Origin of the sequence: Streptomyces anulatus (assembly GCF_014650675.1) — a bacterium.
GTDB classification, from domain to species: domain Bacteria; phylum Actinomycetota; class Actinomycetes; order Streptomycetales; family Streptomycetaceae; genus Streptomyces; species Streptomyces anulatus.
Genome location: NZ_BMVK01000019.1, coordinates 162,888 through 186,698 on the forward strand (window position 1 = coordinate 162,888; position 23,811 = coordinate 186,698).

At 69.6% G+C, this 23,811-nt stretch carries 23 protein-coding genes and 5 tRNA genes; 11 read left to right on the forward strand and 17 right to left on the reverse strand.

Annotated elements, in window-relative coordinates:
• Window positions 1–32: 32 nt before the first annotated feature.
• Together IE272_RS33145 and IE272_RS33150 are read right to left on the reverse strand one after the other, a co-directional pair.
• Entirely contained in the window at window positions 33–1,043 is a 1,011-nt protein-coding gene (locus IE272_RS33145; protein WP_056704160.1) for an NAD(P)H-dependent glycerol-3-phosphate dehydrogenase, read from the reverse strand.
• Window positions 1,040–1,792, reverse strand: coding sequence for a lysophospholipid acyltransferase family protein (locus tag IE272_RS33150; RefSeq protein WP_050358618.1), 753 nt, complete (start codon window positions 1,790–1,792; stop codon window positions 1,040–1,042). Before IE272_RS33150 ends, IE272_RS33145 begins: the two co-directional genes overlap by 4 nt.
• A gap of 168 nt (window positions 1,793–1,960) precedes the next feature.
• Between IE272_RS33150 and cofC the strand changes: the two genes are divergently transcribed.
• Window positions 1,961–2,626 (forward strand): 2-phospho-L-lactate guanylyltransferase, encoded by a 666-nt coding sequence (gene cofC / locus IE272_RS33155; protein WP_050358619.1) that lies wholly within the window; start codon window positions 1,961–1,963, stop codon window positions 2,624–2,626.
• 10 nt (window positions 2,627–2,636) lie between these two features.
• Entirely contained in the window at window positions 2,637–2,840 is a 204-nt protein-coding gene (locus IE272_RS33160) for a hypothetical protein (protein ID WP_190009395.1), read from the forward strand.
• Between the two features lie 120 nt (window positions 2,841–2,960).
• Here the strand turns inward: IE272_RS33160 and IE272_RS33165 are convergent, their stop codons facing one another.
• From IE272_RS33165 to leuC, 4 genes are all read right to left on the reverse strand, one after another.
• Entirely contained in the window at window positions 2,961–3,635 is a 675-nt protein-coding gene (locus tag IE272_RS33165; RefSeq protein WP_007448208.1) for an HU family DNA-binding protein, read from the reverse strand.
• 142 nt (window positions 3,636–3,777) lie between these two features.
• A complete protein-coding gene (locus tag IE272_RS33170; RefSeq protein ID WP_032790676.1) occupies window positions 3,778–4,005 on the reverse strand; it encodes an SCO5555 family protein in 228 nt (75 codons plus the stop codon).
• A 104-nt stretch (window positions 4,006–4,109) separates the two neighbouring features.
• Window positions 4,110–4,703 carry a 3-isopropylmalate dehydratase small subunit gene (gene leuD / locus IE272_RS33175; protein ID WP_190009397.1) on the reverse strand — a complete coding sequence of 198 codons (594 nt, stop codon included), beginning with the start codon at window positions 4,701–4,703 and terminating at the stop codon, window positions 4,110–4,112.
• 2 nt (window positions 4,704–4,705) lie between these two features.
• Window positions 4,706–6,133, reverse strand: a complete 1,428-nt coding sequence (gene leuC, locus IE272_RS33180) for a 3-isopropylmalate dehydratase large subunit (RefSeq protein ID WP_056704151.1) — start codon at window positions 6,131–6,133, stop codon at window positions 4,706–4,708.
• 174 nt (window positions 6,134–6,307) lie between these two features.
• On the opposite strand from leuC, the gene ndgR reads away from it, so the two are divergent.
• A complete protein-coding gene (gene ndgR, locus IE272_RS33185; RefSeq protein WP_003966003.1) occupies window positions 6,308–7,024 on the forward strand; it encodes an IclR family transcriptional regulator NdgR in 717 nt (238 codons plus the stop codon).
• 201 nt (window positions 7,025–7,225) lie between these two features.
• Here the strand turns inward: ndgR and IE272_RS33190 are convergent.
• The 9 genes from IE272_RS33190 to IE272_RS33230 all read right to left on the reverse strand — a co-directional run bounded on the left by IE272_RS33190 (window position 7,226) and on the right by IE272_RS33230 (window position 11,369).
• Window positions 7,226–7,298: transfer RNA gene (locus tag IE272_RS33190), tRNA-Glu, on the reverse strand.
• A 20-nt stretch (window positions 7,299–7,318) separates the two neighbouring features.
• Window positions 7,319–7,390, reverse strand: a tRNA-Gln gene (locus IE272_RS33195).
• Between the two features lie 12 nt (window positions 7,391–7,402).
• Window positions 7,403–7,475 (reverse strand) — tRNA-Glu (locus tag IE272_RS33200).
• A 60-nt stretch (window positions 7,476–7,535) separates the two neighbouring features.
• Window positions 7,536–7,608, reverse strand: a tRNA-Glu gene (locus IE272_RS33205).
• Window positions 7,609–7,646: 38 nt separating this feature from the next.
• A tRNA-Gln gene (locus tag IE272_RS33210) sits at window positions 7,647–7,718 on the reverse strand.
• Between the two features lie 88 nt (window positions 7,719–7,806).
• Entirely contained in the window at window positions 7,807–8,526 is a 720-nt protein-coding gene (locus IE272_RS33215; RefSeq protein ID WP_050358623.1) for an HAD family hydrolase, read from the reverse strand.
• Window positions 8,527–8,627: 101 nt separating this feature from the next.
• Window positions 8,628–10,139 carry a glutamate--tRNA ligase gene (gene gltX, locus IE272_RS33220; protein ID WP_079044270.1) on the reverse strand — a complete coding sequence of 504 codons (1,512 nt, stop codon included), beginning with the start codon at window positions 10,137–10,139 and terminating at the stop codon, window positions 8,628–8,630.
• Complete coding sequence (locus tag IE272_RS33225; RefSeq protein ID WP_050358625.1) at window positions 10,132–10,917, reverse strand: fumarylacetoacetate hydrolase family protein; 786 nt, start codon at window positions 10,915–10,917, stop codon at window positions 10,132–10,134. Before IE272_RS33225 ends, gltX begins: the two co-directional genes overlap by 8 nt.
• Before the next feature lie 269 nt (window positions 10,918–11,186).
• On the reverse strand, window positions 11,187–11,369 hold the full coding sequence (locus tag IE272_RS33230; protein WP_057665975.1) for a hypothetical protein: 183 nt from the start codon (window positions 11,367–11,369) through the stop codon (window positions 11,187–11,189).
• A 585-nt stretch (window positions 11,370–11,954) separates the two neighbouring features.
• Here IE272_RS33230 and IE272_RS33235 point away from each other — a divergent pair.
• The 8 genes from IE272_RS33235 to IE272_RS33270 all read left to right on the forward strand — a co-directional run bounded on the left by IE272_RS33235 (window position 11,955) and on the right by IE272_RS33270 (window position 22,593).
• Entirely contained in the window at window positions 11,955–15,737 is a 3,783-nt protein-coding gene (locus tag IE272_RS33235) for a sensor histidine kinase (protein WP_190009399.1), read from the forward strand.
• A 9-nt stretch (window positions 15,738–15,746) separates the two neighbouring features.
• Entirely contained in the window at window positions 15,747–16,160 is a 414-nt protein-coding gene (locus tag IE272_RS33240) for a roadblock/LC7 domain-containing protein (protein ID WP_006127850.1), read from the forward strand.
• A gap of 135 nt (window positions 16,161–16,295) precedes the next feature.
• Window positions 16,296–16,703, forward strand: coding sequence for a DUF742 domain-containing protein (locus IE272_RS33245; protein WP_003966010.1), 408 nt, complete (start codon window positions 16,296–16,298; stop codon window positions 16,701–16,703).
• A complete protein-coding gene (locus IE272_RS33250; protein WP_003966011.1) occupies window positions 16,684–17,265 on the forward strand; it encodes a GTP-binding protein in 582 nt (193 codons plus the stop codon). The genes IE272_RS33245 and IE272_RS33250 overlap by 20 nt, the downstream gene beginning before the upstream one ends.
• A 361-nt stretch (window positions 17,266–17,626) precedes the next feature.
• Window positions 17,627–20,863, forward strand: a complete 3,237-nt coding sequence (locus IE272_RS33255) for a nitrate- and nitrite sensing domain-containing protein (protein ID WP_190009401.1) — start codon at window positions 17,627–17,629, stop codon at window positions 20,861–20,863.
• Between the two features lie 10 nt (window positions 20,864–20,873).
• Window positions 20,874–21,287, forward strand: a complete 414-nt coding sequence (locus IE272_RS33260; protein WP_006127847.1) for a roadblock/LC7 domain-containing protein — start codon at window positions 20,874–20,876, stop codon at window positions 21,285–21,287.
• 90 nt (window positions 21,288–21,377) lie between these two features.
• Window positions 21,378–22,031, forward strand: coding sequence for a DUF742 domain-containing protein (locus IE272_RS33265; RefSeq protein ID WP_190009403.1), 654 nt, complete (start codon window positions 21,378–21,380; stop codon window positions 22,029–22,031).
• Entirely contained in the window at window positions 22,012–22,593 is a 582-nt protein-coding gene (locus tag IE272_RS33270; RefSeq protein ID WP_026165101.1) for a GTP-binding protein, read from the forward strand. Before IE272_RS33265 ends, IE272_RS33270 begins: the two co-directional genes overlap by 20 nt.
• Window positions 22,594–22,682: 89 nt before the next feature.
• Here IE272_RS33270 and IE272_RS33275 read toward each other — a convergent pair whose 3' ends face one another.
• Complete coding sequence (locus IE272_RS33275; protein WP_030076048.1) at window positions 22,683–22,886, reverse strand: acyl-CoA carboxylase subunit epsilon; 204 nt, start codon at window positions 22,884–22,886, stop codon at window positions 22,683–22,685.
• Window positions 22,887–22,957: 71 nt separating this feature from the next.
• Window positions 22,958–23,811: acyl-CoA carboxylase subunit beta (locus tag IE272_RS33280; protein WP_308433890.1), on the reverse strand; the 854-nt coding region annotated here is incomplete at its 5' end.

Sequence of the window (23,811 nt, forward strand, 5' to 3'; positions counted from 1 at the left end):
CGCGATGAGCGTACCTGCTGGTAGGGGAGACGTCAGCGTCGCTCGGCCTTGGCGCTCCGCGACATCAGCTCCTTGACGGCGACGACCGGGGACTTGCCCTCGTGGACGATGGAGACGACGGTCTCGGTGATGGGCATGTCGACCCCGTGCCTGCGTGCCAGGTCGAGGACCGATTCGCAGGACTTGACGCCCTCGGCGGTCTGCTTGGTGACGGCGATCGTCTCCTGGAGCGTCATGCCCCGGCCGAGGTTGGTGCCGAAGGTGTGGTTGCGCGAGAGCGGCGAGGAGCAGGTGGCCACCAGGTCGCCCAGGCCAGCGAGTCCGGAGAACGTCAACGGGTCGGCGCCCATGGCCAGACCCAGTCGGGTGGTCTCGGCGAGGCCCCGGGTGATGAGGGAGCCCTTGGTGTTGTCGCCGAGGCCCATGCCGTCCGCGATGCCGACGGCGAGGCCGATGACGTTCTTCACGGCGCCGCCGAGCTCGCAGCCGACGACGTCGGTGTTGGTGTACGGCCGGAAGTACGCGGTGTGGCAGGCGGCCTGGAGGCGTTGGGCGACGGACTCGTCGGCGCAGGCGACGACGGCCGCGGCGGGGCGTCGCTCGGCGATCTCCTTGGCCAGGTTGGGTCCCGACACGACGGCGATGCGGTCGGCGGAGACCTTGGTGACGTCCGCGATCACCTCGCTCATCAGCTCGGCGGTGCCCAGCTCGACGCCCTTCATCAGGGAGACCAGGACGGTGTCCGGCTCCAGGTGCGGGGCCCAGTCGGCGAGGTTGGCGCGCAGCGTCTGGGAGGGCACGACGAGAAAGGCGAACTCCGCGCCGCGCAGGGCCTCGGCGGCGTCCGTGGTGGCGCGGATGGAGTCGGGGAGCGCGATGCCCGGGAGGTAGTCCGGGTTGGTGTGGGTGGTGTTGATGGTCTCGGCGACCTCGGCGCGGCGGCCCCAGAGGGTGACCTCGCAGCCCGCGTCGGCGAGGATCACGGCGAAGGCCGTACCCCATGAGCCGGTTCCGAAGACGGCTGCTTTTACGGGGTGCGTCACGTGGGTCCCTTTCCCTGGGCCCTGCGCCGTTGTTCAGCACGGGCTTTGCGGTGATCGTAGAGCTCGGCGGGCGCTTTCTCGCCGCGCAGGTCCTCCAGCTCGCGGGTGACCGCCGCCATGATGACCTCGGTCGCCTCGCGGAGCACCTCGGGGGTCGGCTCCAGACCGTGGAAGCGGCTGAGGTCGACGGGCGGTCCGGCCTGCACCTGGAGCGTCTTGCGGGGGAACAGCCGGAACTTGTTCTCCTTGGCGTAGGGCGGCATCGCGAGGTTGGCGCCCCACTGGGCGACGGGGATGACGGGCGCCTTGGTCATCAGGGCGACCCGGGCGGCCCCGGTCTTGCCGGCCATCGGCCACATGTCGGGGTCCCGGGTGAGGGTGCCTTCGGGGTAGAAGGCGACGCACTCGCCGCGCTCGATGGCATCGACGGCGGCCCGGAAGGCGTCCAGGGCGTTGGTGGTCTCGCGGTAGACGGGGATCTGGCCGGTGCCGCGCAGCATCATCCCGACGAACGGGGTGCGGAAGAGGCCGGCCTTCGCCAGGAGCCGCGGCACCCGCCCGGTGTTGTACTGGAAGTGGCCGTAGGAGAGCGGGTCCAGATAGGAGTTGTGATTGACGGCGGTGATGAATCCGCCGTCGGCCGGAATGTGTTCCATCCCCCGCCAGTCGCGCTTGAACAGAACCACCAATGGCGGCTTGGCGATGACCGCCGCCAGGCGGTACCAAAAGCCGATTCTGCGGCGGGACACTCGGACACCTTCCTTAAGGACTTCGACCTGCAGCCTGGCTACTGACGGTCAAGTCTCGCCCCAGGCCCCTGCTCTGTCGAGAACACCGTACGCCTCACGTTCGGTAGCGGTCCTCCAGGTTGTCGTACCGGCAGGCGAGAATAAGTCCTCACGCGTACGGAGGGGGAGATCGCCACGAACACCGATCCGGCCGGGCCCTGGTCCCTGGTCGTTCCGCTGAAGCCGCTCGCACGGGCCAAGAGCCGCCTGGCGCGGGCGGCGGGCGAGGATGCGCGGCCCCGGCTGGCCCTGGCGTTCGCCCAGGACACGGTGGCCGCGGCGCTGGCCTGCTCCCGCGTGCGCGATGTGGTGGTCGTCACGGACGACGCCGTGGCCGCGGCGGCTCTTTCCGCGCTCGGGGCGCGGATCGTGCCGGACGCTCCGGGGGCCGGGCTCAACGCGGCGCTCGCGCACGGCGCACGCTCCGTGCGGGCCCTGCGGCCCGCCGCCGCGGTGGCCGCGCTCAACGCGGATCTGCCGGCACTGCGCACCGGCGAATTGGCGCGGGTGCTCGATTTTGCTTCCGCTTTTCCCAACGCTTTTCTCCGGGACGCGGCGGGAATCGGGACGACATTTCTGGCCGCGGCGAGCGGTGCGGAATTCCGTCCGGCTTTCGGTGGTCCGTCCGGGGCCCGGCACCTGGCGTCGGGTGCGGTGGAAATAGCGTTGTCCGGCGTCGACTCGGTGCGCCGGGACGTGGATACGGGCGAGGATCTGCGGGTCGCGCTGGCCCTGGGGGTGGGGTCGCACACGGCGCGGATCGCGGCCGCGCCCGCCTCGTCCCGTGACCGATAGGCTGCCGCCCATGCAGGCGACCTCGTACACGTACGACCCCGAGACCCGTAGCGGCAGCGTGCTGCTGGACGACGGCACCCCGGTGGACTTCGACGCCCCGGCCTTCGACGCGGGCGGCCTGCTGCTGCTGCGTCCGGGGCAGCGGTTGCGGATCGAGGGCGAGGGCCAGGGAGCGGCCCTGCGGATCACCCTGGTGACGCTGCAGACGTTCTGACCCCGCTCCCGACCGGAGCGACGCCGCTGGGCCGAACGGGGTCCGGACAGCCCGCGGGCCGGGCTCCCCCGGAGGGGAGCCCGGCCCGGCGCGTTGTGAGGAGCGAGCGGGTGCCCGGTCTCACTTCTTGCGTGCGGTGGCCTTCTTGGCCGTGGTCTTGCGCGCCGTGGTCTTCTTCGCGGGCGCCTTCTTCGCCGTGGTCTTCTTGGCGGGCGCGGTCTTGCTGGCGACGGCCTTCTTGGCGGTCGTCGCGGCCTTCTTCGCCGGGGTCGCCTTCTTGGCGGCCGCGGAGGCCTTCTTGGCCGTCGCGGTGGTCTTCTTCGCGGTGACCTTCTTGGCTGCGGCGGTGGTCTTCTTCGCCGGAGTCGCCTTCTTGGCGGTGGTCTTCTTCGCGGTGGCCTTCTTGGCGGCCGACTTCTTGGCGGCTGCGGCCTTCACCGTCGTACGGGCGGCGGAAGATCCGCCCGAGAGGCTGCCCTTGGGGGCCTTCTTGACGGCCACGTCGTTCTTGGGGAGCTTCTTCGAGCCGCTCACCAGGTCCTTGAAACCCTGGCCCGCGCGGAAGCGGGGCACCGAGGTCTTCTTGACCCGGACGCGCTCACCCGTCTGCGGGTTGCGGGCGTACCGGGCGGGGCGGTCGACCTTCTCGAACGAGCCGAAGCCGGTGACCGAGACACGGTCCCCGGCGACAACGGCACGGACGATCGCGTCGAGTACCGCGTCGACAGCGTCTGCGGCCTGCTGACGGCCGCCGACCTTGTCGGCAATCGCTTCTACGAGCTGCGCCTTGTTCACGTCTTCCCCTTCGGAGACATTGCCAGAACGAAAGTGTTCAAGCTTTTTCGCACGTTAGGCAGATATATACCGCAAATCAAACACGAAACGGGCTAATCACCCTAGTGCCGCAACGAAGTCGACCGATGCGCAGTTCCACGTGTCAGTCACCTTCGGGGAATCGGCCCTCATCGAGGTCCTTCATCAACCGGTCCAGACGCCTTGCCGCGTCCGGGAGATCGTGCTTCGCCGCGGCCGTGACGACCAGCAGCTTCCGGGTCAGCGCCATCCGTACGCTCTCCGGGACTTGCAGTGCACGCACCTTCGCGTGCGCTTCCTTCAATCGGTCGGCGACTTGGCCATAGAGCTTGAGTTGGCTGTCGCGTTCCATGCACCGATTGTGCCATCTGGGGCGAGTTGTCGCCCGACGGGGTCTCAACAAGCGACTGCGCCCCCTGCCGGGAGGCAGGGGGCGCAGTCCTGGAAAAGCGCTGCTCAGGCGGCAATGGTACGCGGCTTGAAGGCGGGCCTTGCCGCCTCGTACGCGGCGATGTCCGCTTCGTTCTGAAGGGTGAGGCTGATGTCGTCGAGGCCGTTGAGCAGTCGCCAGCGGGCGTTCTCGTCGAGCTCGAAGTCGGCGGTGATGCCCTCGGCGCGGACCTGGCGCGCCTGAAGGTCGACGGTCACCTCGACGGTCGGGTCGGCCTCCGTCAGCTCCCAGAGGGCGTCGACGACCTTCTGCTCCAGGACCACGGTGAGCAGCCCGTTCTTCAGCGAGTTGCCGCGGAAGATGTCGGCGAAGCGGGAGGAGACGACGGCCTTGAAGCCGTAGTTCTGCAGGGCCCAGACCGCGTGTTCGCGGGAGGAGCCCGTACCGAAGTCGGGGCCGGCGACCAGGACCGAGGCGCCCTCGCACTCGGGGCGGTTGAGGACGAAGTTCTCGTCCTTGCGCCAGGCTTCGAAGAGCCCGTCCTCGAACCCGTCGCGGGTGACCTTCTTCAGCCAGTGCGCGGGGATGATCTGGTCGGTGTCGACGTTGCTGCGGCGCAGCGGAACGGCCCGGCCGGTGTGCGTGGTGAATGCTTCCATGGCTATCGGACTCCGGCGGGGGTACGGGCGTCGGACAGGTCGGCGGGCGAGGCCAGATGGCCCAGCACCGCGGTGGCGGCGGCGACCTGGGGCGAGACCAGATGGGTGCGGCCGCCCTTGCCCTGCCGCCCCTCGAAGTTGCGGTTCGAGGTGGAGGCGGAGCGCTCGCCGGGGGCGAGCTGGTCGGGGTTCATGCCGAGGCACATCGAGCAACCCGCGTGCCGCCATTCGGCGCCGGCCTCGGTGAAGACCTTGTCCAGGCCCTCGGAGACGGCCTGGAGGGCGACCCGGACCGAGCCGGGGACGACCAGCATCCGTACGCCGTTCGCGACTTTGCGGCCGTCCAGGATCGAGGCCGCGTTGCGCAGGTCCTCGATGCGGCCGTTGGTGCACGAACCTACGAAGACGGTGTCGACGTTGATGTCGCGCAGCGGCTGCCCGGCGGTCAACCCCATGTATTCCAGGGCCTTTTCGGCGGCGTGGCGCTCCGAGGCGTCCTCGTACGAAGCCGGGTCGGGGACGTTGGCCGACAGGGGCGCGCCCTGACCGGGGTTGGTGCCCCAGGTGACGAACGGGGCCAGTTCGGTGGCGTCGATGACGACCTCGGCGTCGAACACCGCGTCGTCGTCGGAGCGCAGGGTCTTCCAGTACGCGACGGCGGCGTCCCAGTCCTCGCCCTCGGGGGCGTGGTCGCGGCCCTTGAGGTAGTCGAAGGTGGTGGCGTCCGGGGCGATCATGCCCGCACGGGCGCCGGCCTCGATCGACATGTTGCAGATGGTCATCCGGGCCTCCATCGAGAGCTTCTCGATGGCGGAGCCGCGGTATTCGAGGATGTAGCCCTGGCCGCCGCCGGTGCCGATCCGGGCGATGATCGCCAGGATCAGGTCCTTCGCGGTGACCTCGTCGGGCAGTTCGCCCTCGACCGTGATGGCCATGGTCTTCGGGCGGGCCAGCGGCAGCGTCTGGGTGGCGAGGACGTGCTCCACCTGGCTGGTGCCGATGCCGAACGCCAGCGCGCCGAACGCGCCGTGCGTGGAGGTGTGGGAGTCGCCGCAGACCACCGTGGTGCCGGGCTGGGTCAGACCCAGCTGCGGGCCGACCACGTGCACGACGCCCTGCTCGACGTCGCCCAGCGGGTGCAGCCGGACGCCGAAGTCCGCGCAGTTCTTGCGCAGGGTCTCCAGCTGGGCGCGCGAGACCGGGTCGGCGATCGGCTTGTCGATGTCGAGGGTCGGGGTGTTGTGGTCCTCGGTGGCGATGGTGAGGTCGAGGCGTCGTACCGGACGTCCGGCCTGGCGCAGCCCGTCGAAGGCCTGCGGGCTGGTCACCTCGTGCAGCAGGTGCAGATCGATGAAGAGAAGGTCGGGCTCGCCCTCCGCGCGCCGGACGACATGGTCGTCCCAGACCTTCTCCGCGAGTGTCCTACCCATCGCTTTCCCTCCGGCCGGCGTCTTCGCCGGCCCAACTAGAGATTCGGTGCGCCTCCGTCCGGACCCCCGTGCGGGGCGGTGGCTACGAGCCGTTGTGCGGCCGCCCCCACAGGTTCGCAACTTCCGCCGGAAATTGAACTTGCGTTTCACAGAGTGAGACGGGAGTATCGTCGTATGGACAACTCTAGCGGCGTCGGCGTTCTCGACAAGGCAGCTCTGGTATTGAGCGCCCTGGAGTCCGGTCCGGCCACCCTCGCCGGGCTGGTCGCGGCGACCGGGCTCGCACGGCCCACGGCCCATCGACTGGCCGTGGCACTGGAACACCACCGCATGGTGGCGAGGGATATGCAGGGCCGGTTCATTCTCGGCCCCCGGCTGTCGGAACTGGCAGCCGCGGCGGGCGAGGACCGCCTGCTGGCCACGGCCGGACCGGTGCTCACCCACCTGCGCGACATCACCGGCGAGAGCGCGCAGCTCTACCGCCGGCAGGGCGACATGCGCATCTGCGTGGCGGCGGCGGAACGGCTGTCCGGACTCCGGGACACGGTGCCGGTCGGCTCGACCCTCACGATGAAGGCGGGCTCCTCCGCCCAGATCCTGATGGCCTGGGAGGAGCCGGAGCGCCTGCACCGGGGTCTCCAGGGCGCCAGGTTCACGGCGACGGCGCTCTCCGGCGTACGGCGGCGGGGCTGGGCCCAGTCGATCGGTGAGCGGGAGCCGGGCGTCGCCTCGGTCTCCGCTCCGGTGCGCGGCCCCTCGAACCGGGTGGTCGCGGCGGTCTCGGTCTCCGGGCCGATCGAGCGACTGACGCGTCATCCGGGCCGGATGCACGCCCAGGCGGTCATCGACTCGGCAGCACGGCTGAGCGAGGCCCTGCGCCGCACGGGCTGACGCCGCACGATTCCTCCCACCGAACTTCCGGAAGGCCGCCCCAGCGTCGTGGCGGCCCTTTTCTTTTCCGGACCCTCCCCTCACCTCCCCTGCCGGGCGCAACGGCGGTGCCGGGCGGGTGACTTGGCGCGAGGCGCCCCGCTCCGGACAAGCGGGAAGGCCCCCCACCGAGGTGAAGGGCCTTCCCGTACTGCTGTGTTGTACCCCCGACCGGATTCGAACCGGCGCTACTGCCGTGAGAGGGCAGCGTGCTAGGCCGCTACACAACGGGGGCGTGATTACTGCTGACTTGCGCTGGGCTACCAGGACTCGAACCTAGAATGACGGTACCAGAAACCGTAGTGTTGCCAATTACACCATAGCCCATAGTGTGACAAGTACCCCCGACCGGATTCGAACCGGCGCTACTGCCGTGAGAGGGCAGCGTGCTAGGCCGCTACACAACGGGGGCCCTAGCGATCCTACATCAAGAACGTGGGTGCGACCCAAATGTTCTCGCGGGAAGGATCTGTACCCCCGACCGGATTCGAACCGGCGCTACTGCCGTGAGAGGGCAGCGTGCTAGGCCGCTACACAACGGGGGCTTGTCCTGCTGATCTTGCTTGTACTGCTTGGTCGTGCGCTGGGCTACCAGGACTCGAACCTAGAATGACGGTACCAGAAACCGTAGTGTTGCCAATTACACCATAGCCCACTGAAATGCAACCCCTGGTGGGGGTTTCATCTCTGTCTGCGCTTCCCGGCCGGATCTTTCGGCCCGCTCGGGCGGCGCAGAAAGAACATTACCCGAAGGTGTCCGGCGCTCCAAAACGGGTATTGCCCGCCAGCAGAGCGGGCAGCTGGTCGAGCCCGGTGATCGTCACGAGATCCGGCCTCCCGCCCCTGCCCCGCCGGTCGAGCCAGATGCCGGTCAGCCCGGCGGCGACGGCCCCGCTCGCGTCGATGTCGGGCTCGTCGCCCACGTACGCCACCTCGTGCGGCTCCAGCGCGAGCTCTTCGCAGGCCGCGTGGAAGGCGCCGGCCTCCGGTTTGGAGATCCCCAGCTCCACGGCGCAGACCATCGACTCGAACCGGTCGCGGACGCCGAGCGCGGTGAGCTTGCGGTGTTGGTTGTGGGTGCTGGAGTTGGAGAGGATCGCGTGCCGGTAGTCGGGGGCCAGCAGGTCCAGGACCGGCAGCACGTCCGGGAAGAGCTGCCAGGCGGCCTCGTAGTGGACCAGGTGTCCGGCGAACCAGTCGTCGGCCTCGGCGTCGTCCATGGCCCGCGAGAGGAACTCGCGAACCCGGTCCCGCCGCTGCCCGAGAAAGTCCGTCTCCCCCGCGGCGACGCGCGCCCAGTGCACGGCCGTGATCGCCTTCCAGGCGGCGAGGGCCTCATCGACCGACGCGTAGGCCTCGGGCAGCCCCACACTCCCCAGATGCCGCCGCATACCGGTGTGGTCGGCGCCGGCGTAGTCGAAGATCGTGTCGTCGATGTCCCAGAGCACGGCTCGGATCGGCATGGACCTCACGGTAGCCGCCCGGAGTCGCCGGCGGAGGGCAAAAGCCGAGGAGGGCCGCGGCCTGTCGGCCACGGCCCTCCTCGGGAGGGTTGTGCTGTCGCCTACGCGGTCAGCTTCGCCAGCGCGGCGTCCACGCGGGCCAGGCTCCTGTCGCGGCCCAGGATCTCCAGGGACTCGAAGAGCGGCAGGCCGACGGTGCGGCCGGTGACGGCGACACGGACCGGGGCCTGCGCCTTGCCGAGCTTGAGGCCGTGGGCCTCGCCGGCGGTGAGGACGGCGTTCTTCAGTGCCTCGGCGTTCCAGTCGGCGGCGGCGAGGTTGGCGCGGGCGGTGGCCAGCAGCGCGTCCGAGCCCTCCTTCATCGCCTTGTTCCAGGAGGTCTCGTCGTACACCGGCTCGTCGAGGAAGAGGAAGTCGACGTTGTCGGTGATGTCGGAGAGCACCGTGACCCGGGTCTGGGCGTGCGGGGCGATCTCCGCCCACTTCTCCGCGTCGAAGGCCTCCGGGGCCCAGGGAGCGAAGGGAGCCTGCAGCCAGGGGCCGCAGGCCTCGGTGAAGGCCTTCACGTCCAGCATGCGGATGTGCTCGGCGTTGATGTGCTCGCACTTCTTGAGGTCGAAGCGGGCCGGGTTGGCGTTGACGTCCTTGATGTCGAACGCGGCGACCAGCTCGTCCATCGAGAAGATGTCGCGGTCCTCGGCGATCGACCAGCCCAGCAGCGAGAGGTAGTTCAGCAGGCCCTCGGGGAGGAACCCGCGCTCGCGGTAGAGGTTGAGCGAGGCCTGCGGGTCGCGCTTGGAGAGCTTCTTGTTGCCCTCGCCCATGACGTACGGCAGGTGGCCGAAGGCCGGGGTGTCCTTGGCGATGCCCAGCTCGATGAGCGCCCGGTACAGGGCGATCTGGCGCGGGGTGGAGGAGAGCAGGTCCTCGCCGCGCAGGACGTGGGTGATCTCCATCAGCGCGTCGTCGACCGGGTTGACCAGCGTGTAGAGCGGGGCCCCGTTGGCGCGGACGATGCCGTAGTCCGGGACGTTCTCCGGCTGGACGGTGATGTCGCCGCGGACCAGGTCGGTGAAGGTGATGGCCTCGTCGGGCATCCGGAAGCGCACGATCGAGCTGCGGCCCTCGGCCTCGTACGCCGCCTTCTGCTCGGCGGTCAGCTCGCGGCAGTGGCCGTCGTAGCCGGACGGCTTCCCGGCGGCGCGGGCGGCGTCGCGGCGGGCGTCCAGCTCCTCGGTGGTGCAGTAGCAGGGGTAGGCGTACCCGGCGGCGAGCAGCTTCTCGGCGACGTCCTTGTACAGGTCCATCCGCTGCGACTGGCGGTAGGGGGCGTGCGGGCCGCCGATCTCGGGGCCCTCGTCCCAGTCCAGGCCCAGCCAGCGCATCGAGTCGAGCAGCTGCTGGTAGGACTCCTCCGAGTCGCGCGCCGCGTCGGTGTCCTCGATCCGGAAGACCAGGGTGCCCTGGTGGTGCCGGGCGAAGGCCCAGTTGAAGAGCGCCGTCCGGACCAGGCCCACGTGCGGGTTGCCGGTCGGGGAGGGACAGAAACGTACGCGAGGGGGTACCCCCTGGTCGAGCGGAGTCGAGAGCTTGGGGGAGGGTGCGTTAGCCACGCTTGATCACCTTGTTGGTGAGAGTGCCGATGCCTTCGATGGTGACGGCGACCTCGTCGCCGACGTGCAGGGGGCCGACCCCTGCGGGGGTGCCCGTGAGGATCACATCGCCCGGGAGCAGCGTCATGGCCTCCGTGATGTGGACGATCAGGTCCTCGATGGAGCGGACCATGTCGCTGGTGCGGCCGAGCTGTCGCTGCTCGCCGTTGACCGTCGCCTGGATGGTGAGGTCGTGGGGGTCCACGTCGGTCTCCACCCAGGGGCCCAGCGGGCAGGAGGTGTCGAAGCCCTTGGCGCGGGCCCACTGCTTCTCGCGCTGCTGCACATCGCGGGCGGTGACGTCGTTGGCGCAGGTGTAGCCGAGGATGACGTCCTTGACGCGCTCGCGGGGGACCTCGCGGCACATGCGGCCGATGACCACGGCCAGCTCGGCCTCGTGGTGCAGGTCGTTCGAGAAGGAGGGGTACTCGATCGCGTCGCCGGAGCCGATCACCGAGGTGGTGGGCTTGAAGAAGGTGATCGGCGCGTCGGGGACCTCGTGGCCGAGTTCGGCGGCGTGCTCCGCGTAGTTGCGGCCGATGGCCACGACCTTGTTGGGGAGCACGGGGGGCAGCAGCCGGACCTTGTTCAGCGGGACCTTGGTGCCCGAGAGCTCGAAGTCGGCGTACGGAATGCCCTTGATGATGTCGAGGACGAGGTCACCGGATTCCACGGTGCCCTGCCCCTCGACGGCGCCGAAGGCGACATTGCCGTCGATGGAGAACCTGGCGATGCGCACGGGATGCTGTCGCCCCTCACTTGCTGGCTGGCTGAAGACTGACGCTCCAGGCTAGCGCCTCGCCCGGCGCGGATCGCCCCAAAAGGAGCGTCGTCCAGTGCGTGCGATCGCAAGGCGGCCGAAGGCCCTTGTAGCGGAGCTACCAGGGCGTTTGGCCAACGCCGCGAGCGTGCGTGCTGGGCGGCGCGACGGGGCGATCCGCGCCGGGCGAGGCGCTGGCGCGGTGAGAGGGGACAGCCTCGCGTATCGCGGGCCGGCCGGCCGGGGTCCTACCGGGCCGCCGTGACCGGGGCTTCCATCAGGATGGTGCGGCGGGGGTTGGCCGTCACGGTCGGCAGGGCGGCGGCGTGCTCCGGCTGGGGAGGCGTCTGCAGCGCTTCGGCGTCCTCGAGGTGCGCCAGCGTGGTGCGCCGGGGGTTGGCAATGTTGCGGAACATCGTCGTCGTCTTCATCTGCCGTCAGGACCCTGTCGGTGAGGGCGTCGCTCGTCGCGGCGCCGGCTTGTCGGATTCGCCATCCCTGTAAAGCGTCAGGCTAAACATCCGATTCCCCGCCGGAGCCGGGATGAGGCGACGATCATCATGTGAGTTTGCTCACGAACTAATCGACAATTGCCCCATAAGGGACAGTTGATCTTGGTCCAGAAAACGGACATTGCATTACTGAATCCACCATTCCGCTCCTGATCGTCGCGTCTGGGACACCCCCCGCCCCTAGCAGACTCCTCCCCAATAGTCCGCTTTACCCACGATCACGCTCCACTGCTTGTTACTCGTTCATCACAACGTGTCACCCAGGTCACAGCCCGGTACTTGGGCCTTGTTGGAGATCCTGCACTGTGCTGGAATTCCACGCACCGCCGCGGGTTTCAGTGCCGGCGCGCAGGGGCGCAACGCAGCGCCGAGTGGCGGCGGGAGGGGGAAGTACGCCGGTCACTCATACGACCACCATGGGGCGCGTCCAGTGCCCCACGACGCCGACACCGTTCTTGTCCGCATTACGCGGGCGGGACGCCTGGTCCAGAGGTTGCGACGCTAGTGCAGGGACGTTTCAAGAGGGATGGCAGCGCTCCGGCGGAACAGGAGCCGCGCGGCGGGACCGACCGCGGTTCCTCGCCCCAGCACGCCCAGAACCCCGGGCCGGCCGGTGCCGGCGACAACAGCGACCGCGCACAGCGCTCGGGCTCCACGACGAGCAGCGGCGCGGAGCCGAACACGCCCGCACAGCCGCGCGGCCCGGTCGACACGGGTTCGCGAATAGCTCTCCGTAACTGGCGCATCAGCACGCGACTGGTCTCGCTCCTCGCCCTCCCCGTGGTCGCCGCGACCAGCCTGGGCGGTCTGAGGATCAACGAGTCCATGAACGACAGCCAGCAGCTGGAGCACATGCAGCTGCTGACGAAGATGACCAAGCAGGCGACCTCGCTCGCCCAGGCGCTGCAGGTGGAGCGCGACCAGTCGGCCGGTCCGCTGTCGAACAAGTCCAAGCCCACCGACTACAAGGTCACCGGGCCCCGGGACAAGACCGACCGGGCCAAGGACGCCTTCCTCGACGAGACCGACTCGATCGGTGACTCCGAGGGCGACGAGGCGCTCGACAGCATCCACGCGAGCATCTCGCAGATCGCCTCCCAGCTGGGCACCATCCGTACGATCCGCAAGACGGCGTACGAAGAGGGCGCACCGAGTCTCAACACGATCGACCAGTACAACCAGCTGATCACCTCGCTGCTGAGCCTCTCGCAGGACATGGCGCAGGCGACCAGCAACCCGGACATGATCAAGCGGACCCGGGCCCTGGCGGCGTTCTCCTCCGCCAAGGAGTACGCCTCGGTCCAGCGCGCGGTCATCGCCGCGGCGCTGCCGGGCGGTTCGGTGAAGGAGCCGCACCTCAACCCGAACGACCGGCAGTTCGGCTCCAACGCGCTCGCCAAGGAGTCCCGGGCCCTCACCTCGTTCAAGACGATCTACGGGACGACCGGGGAGAGCGCCGAGGAGCTCATGGCTCCCCTGGACAACGGCAACCCGGAGATCAACGCCGGGAACATGTACGCCAAGCGGATCCTGGACACCACGAACGGGATCGAGGGCAAGCAGGTCCGGTCGTACCTGGACTGGTACGACCAGAGCACCATCAAGATCAAGGCCATGGAGACGATCGAGGCCACCCTCCTCAGCGACATGGAGGCCAAGGCCCGCGAGCTGCGCCAGGCCTCCCAGCGCGAGGCGATCGTCAACGGCGCGGTCATCCTCGTCGTGCTCGGCGTCTCGCTCGTCGGCGCCTTCGTGGTGGCCCGCTCCATGATCCGTTCGCTGCGGCGTCTGCAGGACACCGCCACCCGGGTCGCCCAGGACCGGCTGCCCGAGCTCGTCAAGCAGCTCTCCGAGACCGACCCGCAGGATGTCGACACCTCCGTCGAGTCGGTCGGCGTGCACTCCCGGGACGAGATCGGCCAGGTGGCCGCGGCCTTCGACGACGTGCACCGCGAGGCCGTCCGCCTCGCCGCCGAGCAGGCCCTCCTCCGGGGCAACGTCAACGCGATGTTCACCAACCTCTCGCGCCGCTCCCAGGGCCTCATCCAGCGCCAGCTCTCGCTCATCTCCGAGCTGGAGTCGCGCGAGGCCGACCCGGACCAGCTGTCCTCGCTCTTCAAGCTCGACCACCTCGCGACCCGTATGCGCCGTAACGGCGAGAACCTCCTCGTCCTCGCGGGCGAGGAGCCGGGCCGCCGGTGGACCCGTCCCGTCCCGCTGGTCGACGTGCTCCGCGCCGCCGCCTCCGAGGTGGAGCAGTACGAACGCATCGAGCTGTCCGCGGTGCCCGCCACCGAGGTCGCCGGCCGGGTCGTCAACGACCTCGTGCACCTGCTCGCCGAGCTGCTGGAGAACGCGACGTCGTTCTCCTCGCCGCAGACGAAGGTCAAGGTCACCGGTCACGCGCTGCCCGACGGACGGGTGCTCGTCGAGATCCACGACACCGGCATCGGCCTCTCCCCCGAGGACCTCGCCGCGATCAACGAGCGGCTCGCGCAGCCGCCCACCGTGGACGTCTCCGTCTCCCGCCGCATGGGTCTGTTCGTGGTCGGCCGGCTGTCGCTGCGTCACGGCATCCGGATCCAGCTGCGCCCCTCCGACTCCGGCGGTACGACCGCGCTGGTCATGCTGCCCGTCGACGTCGCGCACGGCGGCAAGCAGCCCCCGTCCAAGCAGGGCCCCGGGCAGCAGTCCGGCGCCCCGGGCGGTCTGCTCGCGGGCAACGGGAACGGCGCAGGCAACGGCCAGCGCGCGGGCCTGGGCGGCGGACCTGGCGGTCCGGGCGGTCCGGGCGCCAAGAGCCTCGGCGGTGGACCGGGCGGTCAGCGCGGCCAGGTCGGCGCGGGCGCGGGTCCCCGCGCGGCACTGCCGGCGCGCGACAGCGGAGCCGGCCGTCCGCAGGGCCCCCAGGGCGGCGGCCAGCCGAACAACGGCGGCCCGGGTCAGGACTTCCCGGGCCAGGACTTCCCGGGTCAGGGTCCGGCGCCCCAGCGCCAGGGCGGCGGCCTCTCCGGCGCCTTCGGCAACAGTGCCCGGCTCGGCGCCCGCGGCGCCCAGGGCGGCCCGCAGGGCGAGGCCCCGGGCCGCGGTGAAGCGACCAACCTGTTCGGGCACGCCGCTCCGCCCTCCTCCGGGCAGAACGGGCGCCCCGGGCAGTTCGCACCGCAGAACCAGCAGGCCCCGTCCGGCTGGCAGAACCAGTCGAACCAGCAGAACCAGCAGCAGAACCAGCAGGGCCCCGGAGCCCAGCAGTCCCAGGGCGGTTTCCAGCAGTCCGGCGGCCCCGGCCGTCAGCTGCCGCCGCCCGGTGGACCGCGTGCCGAGCTGCCCGGGGGCAACCCGCAGCCGCAGCGGCCGGCGAGCACCAGCTGGGGCGCCGACACTCCGCGCGGTCACGAGGAGCACGACGCGACCGGGCAGTTCGCCCGTCCGGCGGGCCTCGGCCAGGACCAGTCGTTCAACGCCCCGCTGAGCCAGCGGCCGTCGGACGACCGCCAGGGTCCCGGCGCGACCTCCGAGTTCGCCCGGCCCGACTTCTCGGCGCCGGGTGCTCCCCAGGACCGGTCGTACCCGCAGAGCGCTCCGCAGGGCCAGGACCCGGCGAGCACCGCGCAGTTCGCCCGGCCCGACTTCGGTGTCCCGCCCCAGCTCCAGCAGGGCCAGGGCGACCAGCTCCCCGCACCGCGTCAGCGCGGCCAGGAGGATCTCGACTTCGGCGCTCCGCGTCCGTCCGCCTCCCCGGCGGGCGAGGCCCCGTACCGTCCGGCGCTGCCGCTCCAGCCCCAGCAGCCGGAGGCCCTGCCGCCGGCCGGTCCCGGGGACGGCCGCACGCCGCTGTACGACACCCTGGAGACGAACTGGTTCCACGGTCCGGGCCAGGGCGGCCAGCAGCCGCCCGCCGAACCGCAGGCGCCGGCCGCTCCGGAGTCCTCCGGTGTGCCGGTCCCGCCCATGCCTCAGCGTGGTGCGGCCGACCCCTCGGTCACCAGCTCGTGGCGGGCCTCGCCCAACGACGAACTCGTACGCCAGGCCGAACGGGTCAAGAAGCCCGCCGCCGGCGGGGTCACCACTTCCGGGCTGCCCCGCCGTGTTCCCCGCGCCAATTTGGTTCCGGGGACCGCGCAGCAGCAGAATCACCAGTCCGGACCACAGGTTTCGCGCGCGCCCGATGACGTGCGCGGTCGTCTGACCAATCTCCGCCGGGGCATCCAGCAGGGTCGGCAGGCCAACAACGGCCCGCAGACCGGCAGTATCCATCTCGGCCCCACTCACCAGCAGGAGCGTTAGTTGAGCCCCATGAGTCAGGCCGCGCAGAATCTGAACTGGCTGATCACCAACTTCGTGGACAACACCCCAGGGGTGTCCCACACGGTGGTGGTCTCCGCGGATGGCCTGCTGCTGGCGATGTCCGAAGGATTCCCGCGCGACCGCGCCGACCAGCTCGCCGCCGTCGCGTCCGGCCTCACCTCGCTGACCGCGGGTGCGTCCCGGATCTTCGAGGGCGGTGCCGTCAGTCAGACGGTTGTGGAGATGGAACGGGGGTTCCTCTTCCTCATGTCCATCTCCGACGGTTCGTCACTGGCCGTTCTGGCCCACCCGGACGCCGACATCGGTCTGGTCGGGTACGAAATGGCCCTCCTGGTCGACCGTGCGGGCACCGTCCTCACGCCCGACCTCCGCGCCGAACTCCAAGGAAGTCTGCTCCACTAGGCGGCCATCCAGCGGATTCACGACACGATCCCCCCAGGTAATGCCCACAACCCTCACCCGTCAGGCCGCTTTAGTCCCCTCACCGGCCCCTTGCAGACGGCAAGCCGAGAACCTGCTGTCACGCCCGGAGGATTCATGACCCCGCCACCCGCCTCACCCGATCCGTACGGCGCACTGCACCACGCGTCGTACGACGGGGAAGGCGACCAGCCGCTGGTTCGTCCTTATGCCATGACCGGCGGCCGGACCCGGCCGCGCTACCAGCTCGCGATAGAGGCACTGGTCAGCACGACGGCAGACCCCGCGCATCTGGGGACCCTGCTCCCCGAGCACCAGCGGATCTGCCACCTCTGCCGTGAGGTCAAGTCGGTGGCGGAGGTGTCGGCGCTGCTGTCGATGCCGCTCGGCGTCGCCCGGATCCTGGTGGCGGACCTGGCGGAAGCCGGCATGGTGGCCATCCACCAGCCGGGCAATGGAGAGGCCGGCGGCGCGCCGGATGTGACACTGCTCGAAAGGGTGCTCAGTGGACTTCGCAAGCTCTAGCGGCGGCACGGGCCGCGCCACTACCTCGGCGAAGATCGTGGTGGCGGGCGGTTTCGGCGTGGGTAAGACCACGTTTGTCGGTGCCGTTTCGGAGATCAATCCGCTGCGCACCGAAGCCGTGATGACGTCCGCCTCGGCGGGCATCGACGACCTGACCCACACCGGGGACAAGACCACCACGACGGTGGCCATGGACTTCGGACGCATCACCCTGGACCAGGACCTGATCCTGTACCTCTTCGGTACACCGGGCCAGGACCGCTTCTGGTTCATGTGGGACGACCTGGTCCGCGGCGCGATCGGCGCCGTCGTCCTCGTCGACACCCGCCGCCTCGCCGACTGCTTCCCCGCCGTCGACTACTTCGAGAACAGCGGGCTCCCCTTCGTCATCGCCCTCAACGGCTTCGACGGACACCAGCCCTACACCCCCGACGAGGTACGCGAAGCACTCCAGATCGGGCCCGACGCACCCATCATCACGACGGACGCCCGCCACCGCGCGGACGCCAAGAGCGGCCTGATCACCCTGGTCGAGCACGCATTGATGGCACGCCTGAAGTAGTTCTTCCACCAGGCGTAAGTCGATATCGGCATACGGAAGTTGCAGTAGTCACGCGGGGGCGGCCTGTGTCGTTTGACACGATCCGCCCCCGTGTTCATAACGTTTCGACAGAGAATTGACTCCACGCCGCCACCCGACGCAGCCATCCGGTGCCACTGCGCTCACATGAGCCCCGCCTTTTGACGGGGCTCGCTCTTTATGCCCGTTTTATCTGAGGTCTGGGCCACTCGGAATCGCCGATTCCGACTGTTTGGAACGGGGCCCATCCCCGTGCTGCAATTCGACGAACTCCCCAGTAGTACGGCCCTGAACGAATAATCCGGCACAGCGTAGGTGCCGACGCCGAGAGGTTGTTGGTCGAGTGAGGCGAAGCAACGAGGGCTCCGCGGCGCAGCCCGAGCGGGGCAACTTCACCCCGCCGTCGCGCGCTGTGGCGTCCCCTGCGAATGTGCCCGGCACGGAGCCCGGCGGTGGTGGCAGCACCAGCCGGATGTCCCCGCGCAACTGGCGGGTGGCCACCCGGCTGAACGCGATCCTCCTGATCCCGGTGCTGGTCGGCCTCGTCATGGGCGGCTTCCAGGTGAAAGGTTCCATCGACACCTGGAGCCAGGCGCAGGAGGCCGAGAAGATCGCGGTCGTCGTGCGCGCCGCGTCCGACTACGGGCAGGCGCTGCTGAACGAGCGGGACCTCACCGCCGAGCCGCTGCTCTCGGGCGACCGTGACGCCGATGTGGTCGAGCAGACCCGGGCCACCACGGACGAGGCGGCGCGGAAGTTCGACGCAGCGGTGAAGGACATGCCCGCGAAGCCGGGCCTGGAGCGCCGTCTGAAGCTCTTCAAGGGCGAGGAGCCCAAGCTTCCCGAGCTGCGCAAGGCCGCCTACTCGCAGGCCCTGGACCCGGTGAAGACCGAAGAGGGCTACACCCAGGTCCAGCACTCGCTGATGGAGTTCTCCAACGAGCTGGGCCTCGGTACGGGCAACATCACCAGTTACGGCCGTACGGTCTACGCGATCGAGCTGTCCAAGGCTGCAGAATCGCTTCAGCGCTCGATCGGCATGCACCTTCTGGTGCGCCCGAGCAAGAAGCCGGGGACGTACAACGACCAGGTCAAGGCCTTCGGCTCGTACAACTACCTGGAGCAGATCGCCCTCGGCGAGTTCAACTCCGGCGGCACCCAGGCCGACGTCGACCGCCTCAAGCAGGTCATGGCCGGCAAGGCCGCCGAGGGCTCCAAGCAGCTCAAGGCGGCCAAGGAGCAGGCCGAGGCCGCGGGCAAGCCCTTCGTGGCCCCGCCGAGCATCGACGGCTCGGTCTTCGACGGCATGGCCCAGCAGATCGGCCAGGGGCAGGACCCCAAGGACCTGGCGGCCAAGGGCATCACGCCGGCGACCTGGATGGCGGCGGCGACCGCGAAGTTCGAGGGGTACGCCACCGTCGAGGACGAGCTGGTCACCAAGGCGGTGGACGAGGCCGCGAGCATCTCCTCCGACGCCAAGACCGACGCCATCGTCAACGGCCTCATCGTCGTCATCGCGCTGCTGGCCGCCTTCGTCCTGGCCGGGCTCATGGCCCGCCAGATGAGCCGTTCCATGCGCCAGCTGCGTACCGCCGCCTTCTCCATCGCCGAGCAGCGGCTGCCCTCCCTCGTCGACCAGCTCTCGCGCACCGACCCGGGCCGGGTCGACACCCGGGTGCAGCCGATCCCGATCACCACGCAGGACGAGATCGGCGAGGTCGCCCGCGCCTTCGACCAGGTGCACCGCGAGGCCGTCCGGCTCGCCGCCGAGCAGGCCATGCTGCGGGGCAACGTCAACGCGATCTTCACGAACCTCTCGCGCCGCAACCAGTCGCTCATCGAGGGCCAGCTGACCCTCATCACCGACCTGGAGAACAACGAGGCCGACCCGGACCAGCTGGAGAGCCTCTTCAAGCTGGACCACCTGGCCACCCGTATGCGCCGCAACGGCGAGAACCTCCTCGTCCTCGCGGGCGAGGAGCCCGGCCGCCGCTGGAACCAGCCGGTTCCGCTGGTGGACGTCCTGCGGGCCGCCTCCTCCGAGGTGGAGTCCTACGAGCGCATCCAGCTGACCGGTGTGCCGGAGAGCGAGATCCACGGCCAGGCCGTCACCGACCTCGTGCACCTGCTGGCCGAGCTGCTGGAGAACGCCACCACGTTCTCCTCGCCGCAGACCAAGGTCAGGGTCACCGCGACCCGGCTGCCCGACGGCCGGGTGATGGTCGAGATCCACGACAAGGGCATCGGCCTCACCGCCGAGGACTTCGCCGACATCAACCACAAGCTGGCCAACCCGCCGACCGTGGACGCCGCGGTGTCGCAGCGCATGGGCCTGTTCGTGGTCGGCCGGCTGGCCGACCGGCACGGGATCCGGGTCCAGCTGCGCCCCTCGGGCGAGCAGGCCGGGACCACCTCGCTGGTCATGCTGCCGGACGCCATCACCCACGGTGGCGGTGGCGAACCGGGCTCCGGCCAGGACGACTTCACGGTCTCCTCGATCATCCCCGAGCAGCAGCAGGCCTTCGAGCCGGCGCCGCAGCAGGCCCCGATGCGTACGGCGGCGGAGCTCGGCTTCGACGACTCGCGCTACGAGGCCCCGGACCCGTCACAGCTGGACCCGGTCGGGCGCTCGCTGATGCGCGAGGAGCGCAGGGCGGCCCTGGAGGCCCAGACGGGCACGGGCGGCCCGTTCGGGGACAACTCCCAGCAGCAGCAGGGCTACGCGCCGGACGCGTACGCGGGCGACCCGTACGGCGGGCAGCAGCAACAGGGTTACGCCGACGAGCGCTACGGCCAGGACCAGTACGGCCAGCAGCAGGCGCAGCAGCAGTACCAGGGGACGTACGAGCAGCAGCAGTACGGCGTCGAGGACGGTTACGCGCCCCAGCGTGATCAGCAGGCGCAGCAGCACCCGGGAGACGGTTATCCGGAATCGGCATATGCCGATCAGCATGCCCAGCAGGGTCAGTACGCCGACCCGTACGCGGCTTCGCCGGACCCGTCGCACCAGGATGATTGGCCTGTTCAGAGCGGTTCCCGACACGCTTATGAGCCGATTGCTCCTGCCGAATCGGAATCTGTTCCGAGCACGCCCGCAGAGCCTTCGGAGCGCGTAGGCTTCGACCGTCCGGGGCCCACCCCGAACGTCGGCCACGAGCTGACCGAAGCCGGTCTGCCGCGCCGCGGTGGTCAGCAGCACTGGCAGCCCGGTCCCGGCGGTCGCGGCAACGACCAGCCCGATCCGACCCCGGGGCCTCAGCCGCAGCAGGAACAGCGGCAGGACCCGCAGACGGACGAGGACGGCTCCGACGACTGGCGCTCGACGAACGACGAGCGCTGGGAGCGGGCCGAGAAGCTCCGTGAGCCGAAGGCGGGCGGAATCACCCCCTCCGGCCTCCCCCGGCGCGTGCCCAAGGCCAATTTGGTCGAGGGTACGGCGGAGCAGACCCAGCAGGGCGGCCCACAGGTCTCCCGCGCGCCCGAGGACGTCCGCGGCAGGTTGAGCAACCTGCGGCGGGGGATCCAGCGGGGACGCAGCGAGGGTTCGGACACCAGTACCACCTACAACCAGGAGCGTTAGTGTGAGCCCGATGAGCCAGGCGGCGCAGAATCTCAACTGGTTGATCACCAATTTCGTGGACAACACCCCCGGGGTGTCGCACACGGTGGTGGTCTCCGCCGACGGACTCCTGCTGGCGATGTCCGAGGGTTTCCCGCGCGACCGCGCCGACCAGCTGGCGGCCGTCGCCTCCGGTCTGACGTCGCTGACCGCGGGCGCCTCGCGGATCTTCGAGGGCGGCGCCGTGAATCAGACCGTTGTGGAGATGGAGCGTGGATTCCTCTTCATCATGTCCATTTCCGACGGATCGTCACTCGCCGTTCTGGCCCACCCGGACGCCGATATCGGTCTGGTTGGGTACGAAATGGCCCTTCTGGTGGACCGCGCGGGCAGTGTCCTGACTCCGGACCTCCGCGCCGAACTTCAGGGAAGTCTTCTTAACTAGTAGGCAGACAGTGCGTTTCTCGCCATCGCGCCATAAAGTGCGGTGGCGCGGCCCCACGGGGATCGGTGACCGGCAGTCGGAGGAGGAAACGTGGCAGCACCCACAGGCGGGCACCCATACGACGGTGACCAGAGGGTTCCGGGTGAGCACGGTGACAACCGTTTCGGCTTCCCTGCCGCACCTGGCGGACAGGGCCCCGGTCAGTACCAGCCATATCAGGAGCCGCAGCACCAACAGCAGCAGGGCGCTCACAGCGCGCAGGGGTCCGAGTGGCCCCCGCAGCAGCCGGGGGCGGGGTGGCCGCAGCAACCGCAGCAGCCCCACCGGTACGACGCGCCCCAGCAGCCACGCATTCAGCCGGTGCAGCAGCGGCAGGCTCCCGAGCCCGCCAAGCCCGCCGCGCACAACCCGCTGGTCCGTCCGTACGCCATGACCGGCGGCCGGACCCGACCGCGTTACCAGCTCGCCATCGAGGCACTGGTCAGCACCACGGCCGATCTGTCCCGGCTGCAAGGGCAGTTGCCCGAGCACCAGCGGATCTGCCGGCTCTGCATCGAGATCAAGTCGGTCGCCGAGATCTCGGCCCTTCTCTCGATCCCCCTCGGCGTTGCCCGGATCCTCGTCGCCGACCTGGCCGAGGCCGGACTCGTCGCTATCCATCAGCCCGGCGGCGACGAGGCCGCCGGCGGCCAGCCAGATGTGACACTGCTCGAAAGGGTGCTCAGTGGACTTCGCAAGCTCTAGCGGCGGAGCGGCCCGCTCCACTACCTCGGCGAAGATCGTGGTGGCAGGGGGCTTCGGCGTGGGTAAGACCACGTTTGTCGGTGCCGTTTCGGAGATCAACCCGCTGCGCACCGAAGCCGTGATGACGTCCGCCTCGGCGGGCATCGACGACCTGACCCACACCGGGGACAAGACCACCACGACGGTGGCCATGGACTTCGGACGCATCACCCTGGACCAGGACCTGATCCTGTACCTCTTCGGTACACCCGGTCAGGACCGCTTCTGGTTCATGTGGGACGACCTGGTCCGCGGCGCGATCGGCGCCGTCGTCCTCGTCGACACCCGCCGCCTCGCCGACTGCTTCCCCGCCGTCGACTACTTCGAGAACAGCGGGCTCCCCTTCGTCATCGCCCTCAACGGCTTCGACGGACACCAGCCCTACACCCCCGACGAGGTACGCGAAGCGCTCCAGATCGGGCCCGACGCACCCATCATCACGACGGACGCCCGCCACCGCGCGGACGCCAAGAGCGCGCTCATCACGCTGGTCGAGCACGCCCTGATGGCGCGGCTCCGCTAGGACGCCGGTCGTACGGAGAAGGGCCCCGCACTCCTCGGGAGTGCGGGGCCCTTCTTTTTACGGTCTGCTTTTTACGGTCCCCGAGGGGGTCAGCCCTGCCAGCTGTGCGGTGCGCGGAAGCCCGGCGTGCGCTCCAGACGGCGCCAGCCGGCGGTGTCACGGCCTCGGTGGGCGGGGGCGGCGGGCTGGGCAGCGGCGCGGGCCATCAGGACGGCGGTGATGGCCGCCAGCTCCTCGGGGTCGGCGTGACCCTTCTCGACGCGCAGGACGGACTCGGCGGACGTCAGGCTCATGGTGGGGTGTCTCCCTCTTCTCGGCAGGATGTCGTGGACCGTGCGGCGGGTCGCGCCGCTGCGGAGGATGACTACTGCGGGGGGTTGCCGTGCTTGCGGGACGGCAGGTCGGCGTGCTTGTTGCGGAGCATGGCGAGCGAGGCGATGAGCACCTCGCGGGTCTCGGCGGGGTCGATGACGTCATCGACGAGGCCGCGCTCGGCCGCGTAGTAGGGGTGCATCAGCTCGGCCTTGTACTCCTTCACCATGCGGGTGCGCATGGCCTCGGGGTCCTCGGCTTCGGCGATCTGGCGGCGGAAGATCACGTTGGCCGCGCCCTCCGCGCCCATCACCGCGATCTCGTTGGTGGGCCAGGCGTAGGTCAGGTCGGCCCCGATGGACTGACTGTCCATGACGATGTACGCGCCTCCGTAGGCCTTCCGCAGGATCAGCGAGATCCGCGGCACGGTGGCGTTGCAGTAGGCGTAGAGCAGCTTCGCGCCGTGGCGGATGATCCCACCGTGCTCCTGGTCCACGCCCGGCAGGAAGCCGGGGACGTCCAGAAGGGTGATGATCGGGATATTGAAAGCGTCGCACATCTGGACAAACCGCGCGGCCTTCTCGGAGGCCTCGATGTCCAGCACGCCCGCCAGCGCCTGCGGCTGGTTGGCGACGATGCCGACGACCTGGCCGTCGAGGCGGGCCATCGCGCAGATGATGTTGCGGGCCCAGCGCTCGTGGATCTCCAGGTAATCGCCGTCGTCGACGAGCTCCTCGATCACCTTGTGCATGTCGTACGGACGGTTCCCGTCGGCCGGGACCAGATCCAGCAGGACGTCGCCGCGCCGGTCGGCGGGGTCGTCGCTCTCGACCGTCGGCGGGTTCTCGCGGTTGTTCGAGGGCAGCATCCCGATGAGGTAGCGGACCTCCGCGATGCACGTCTCCT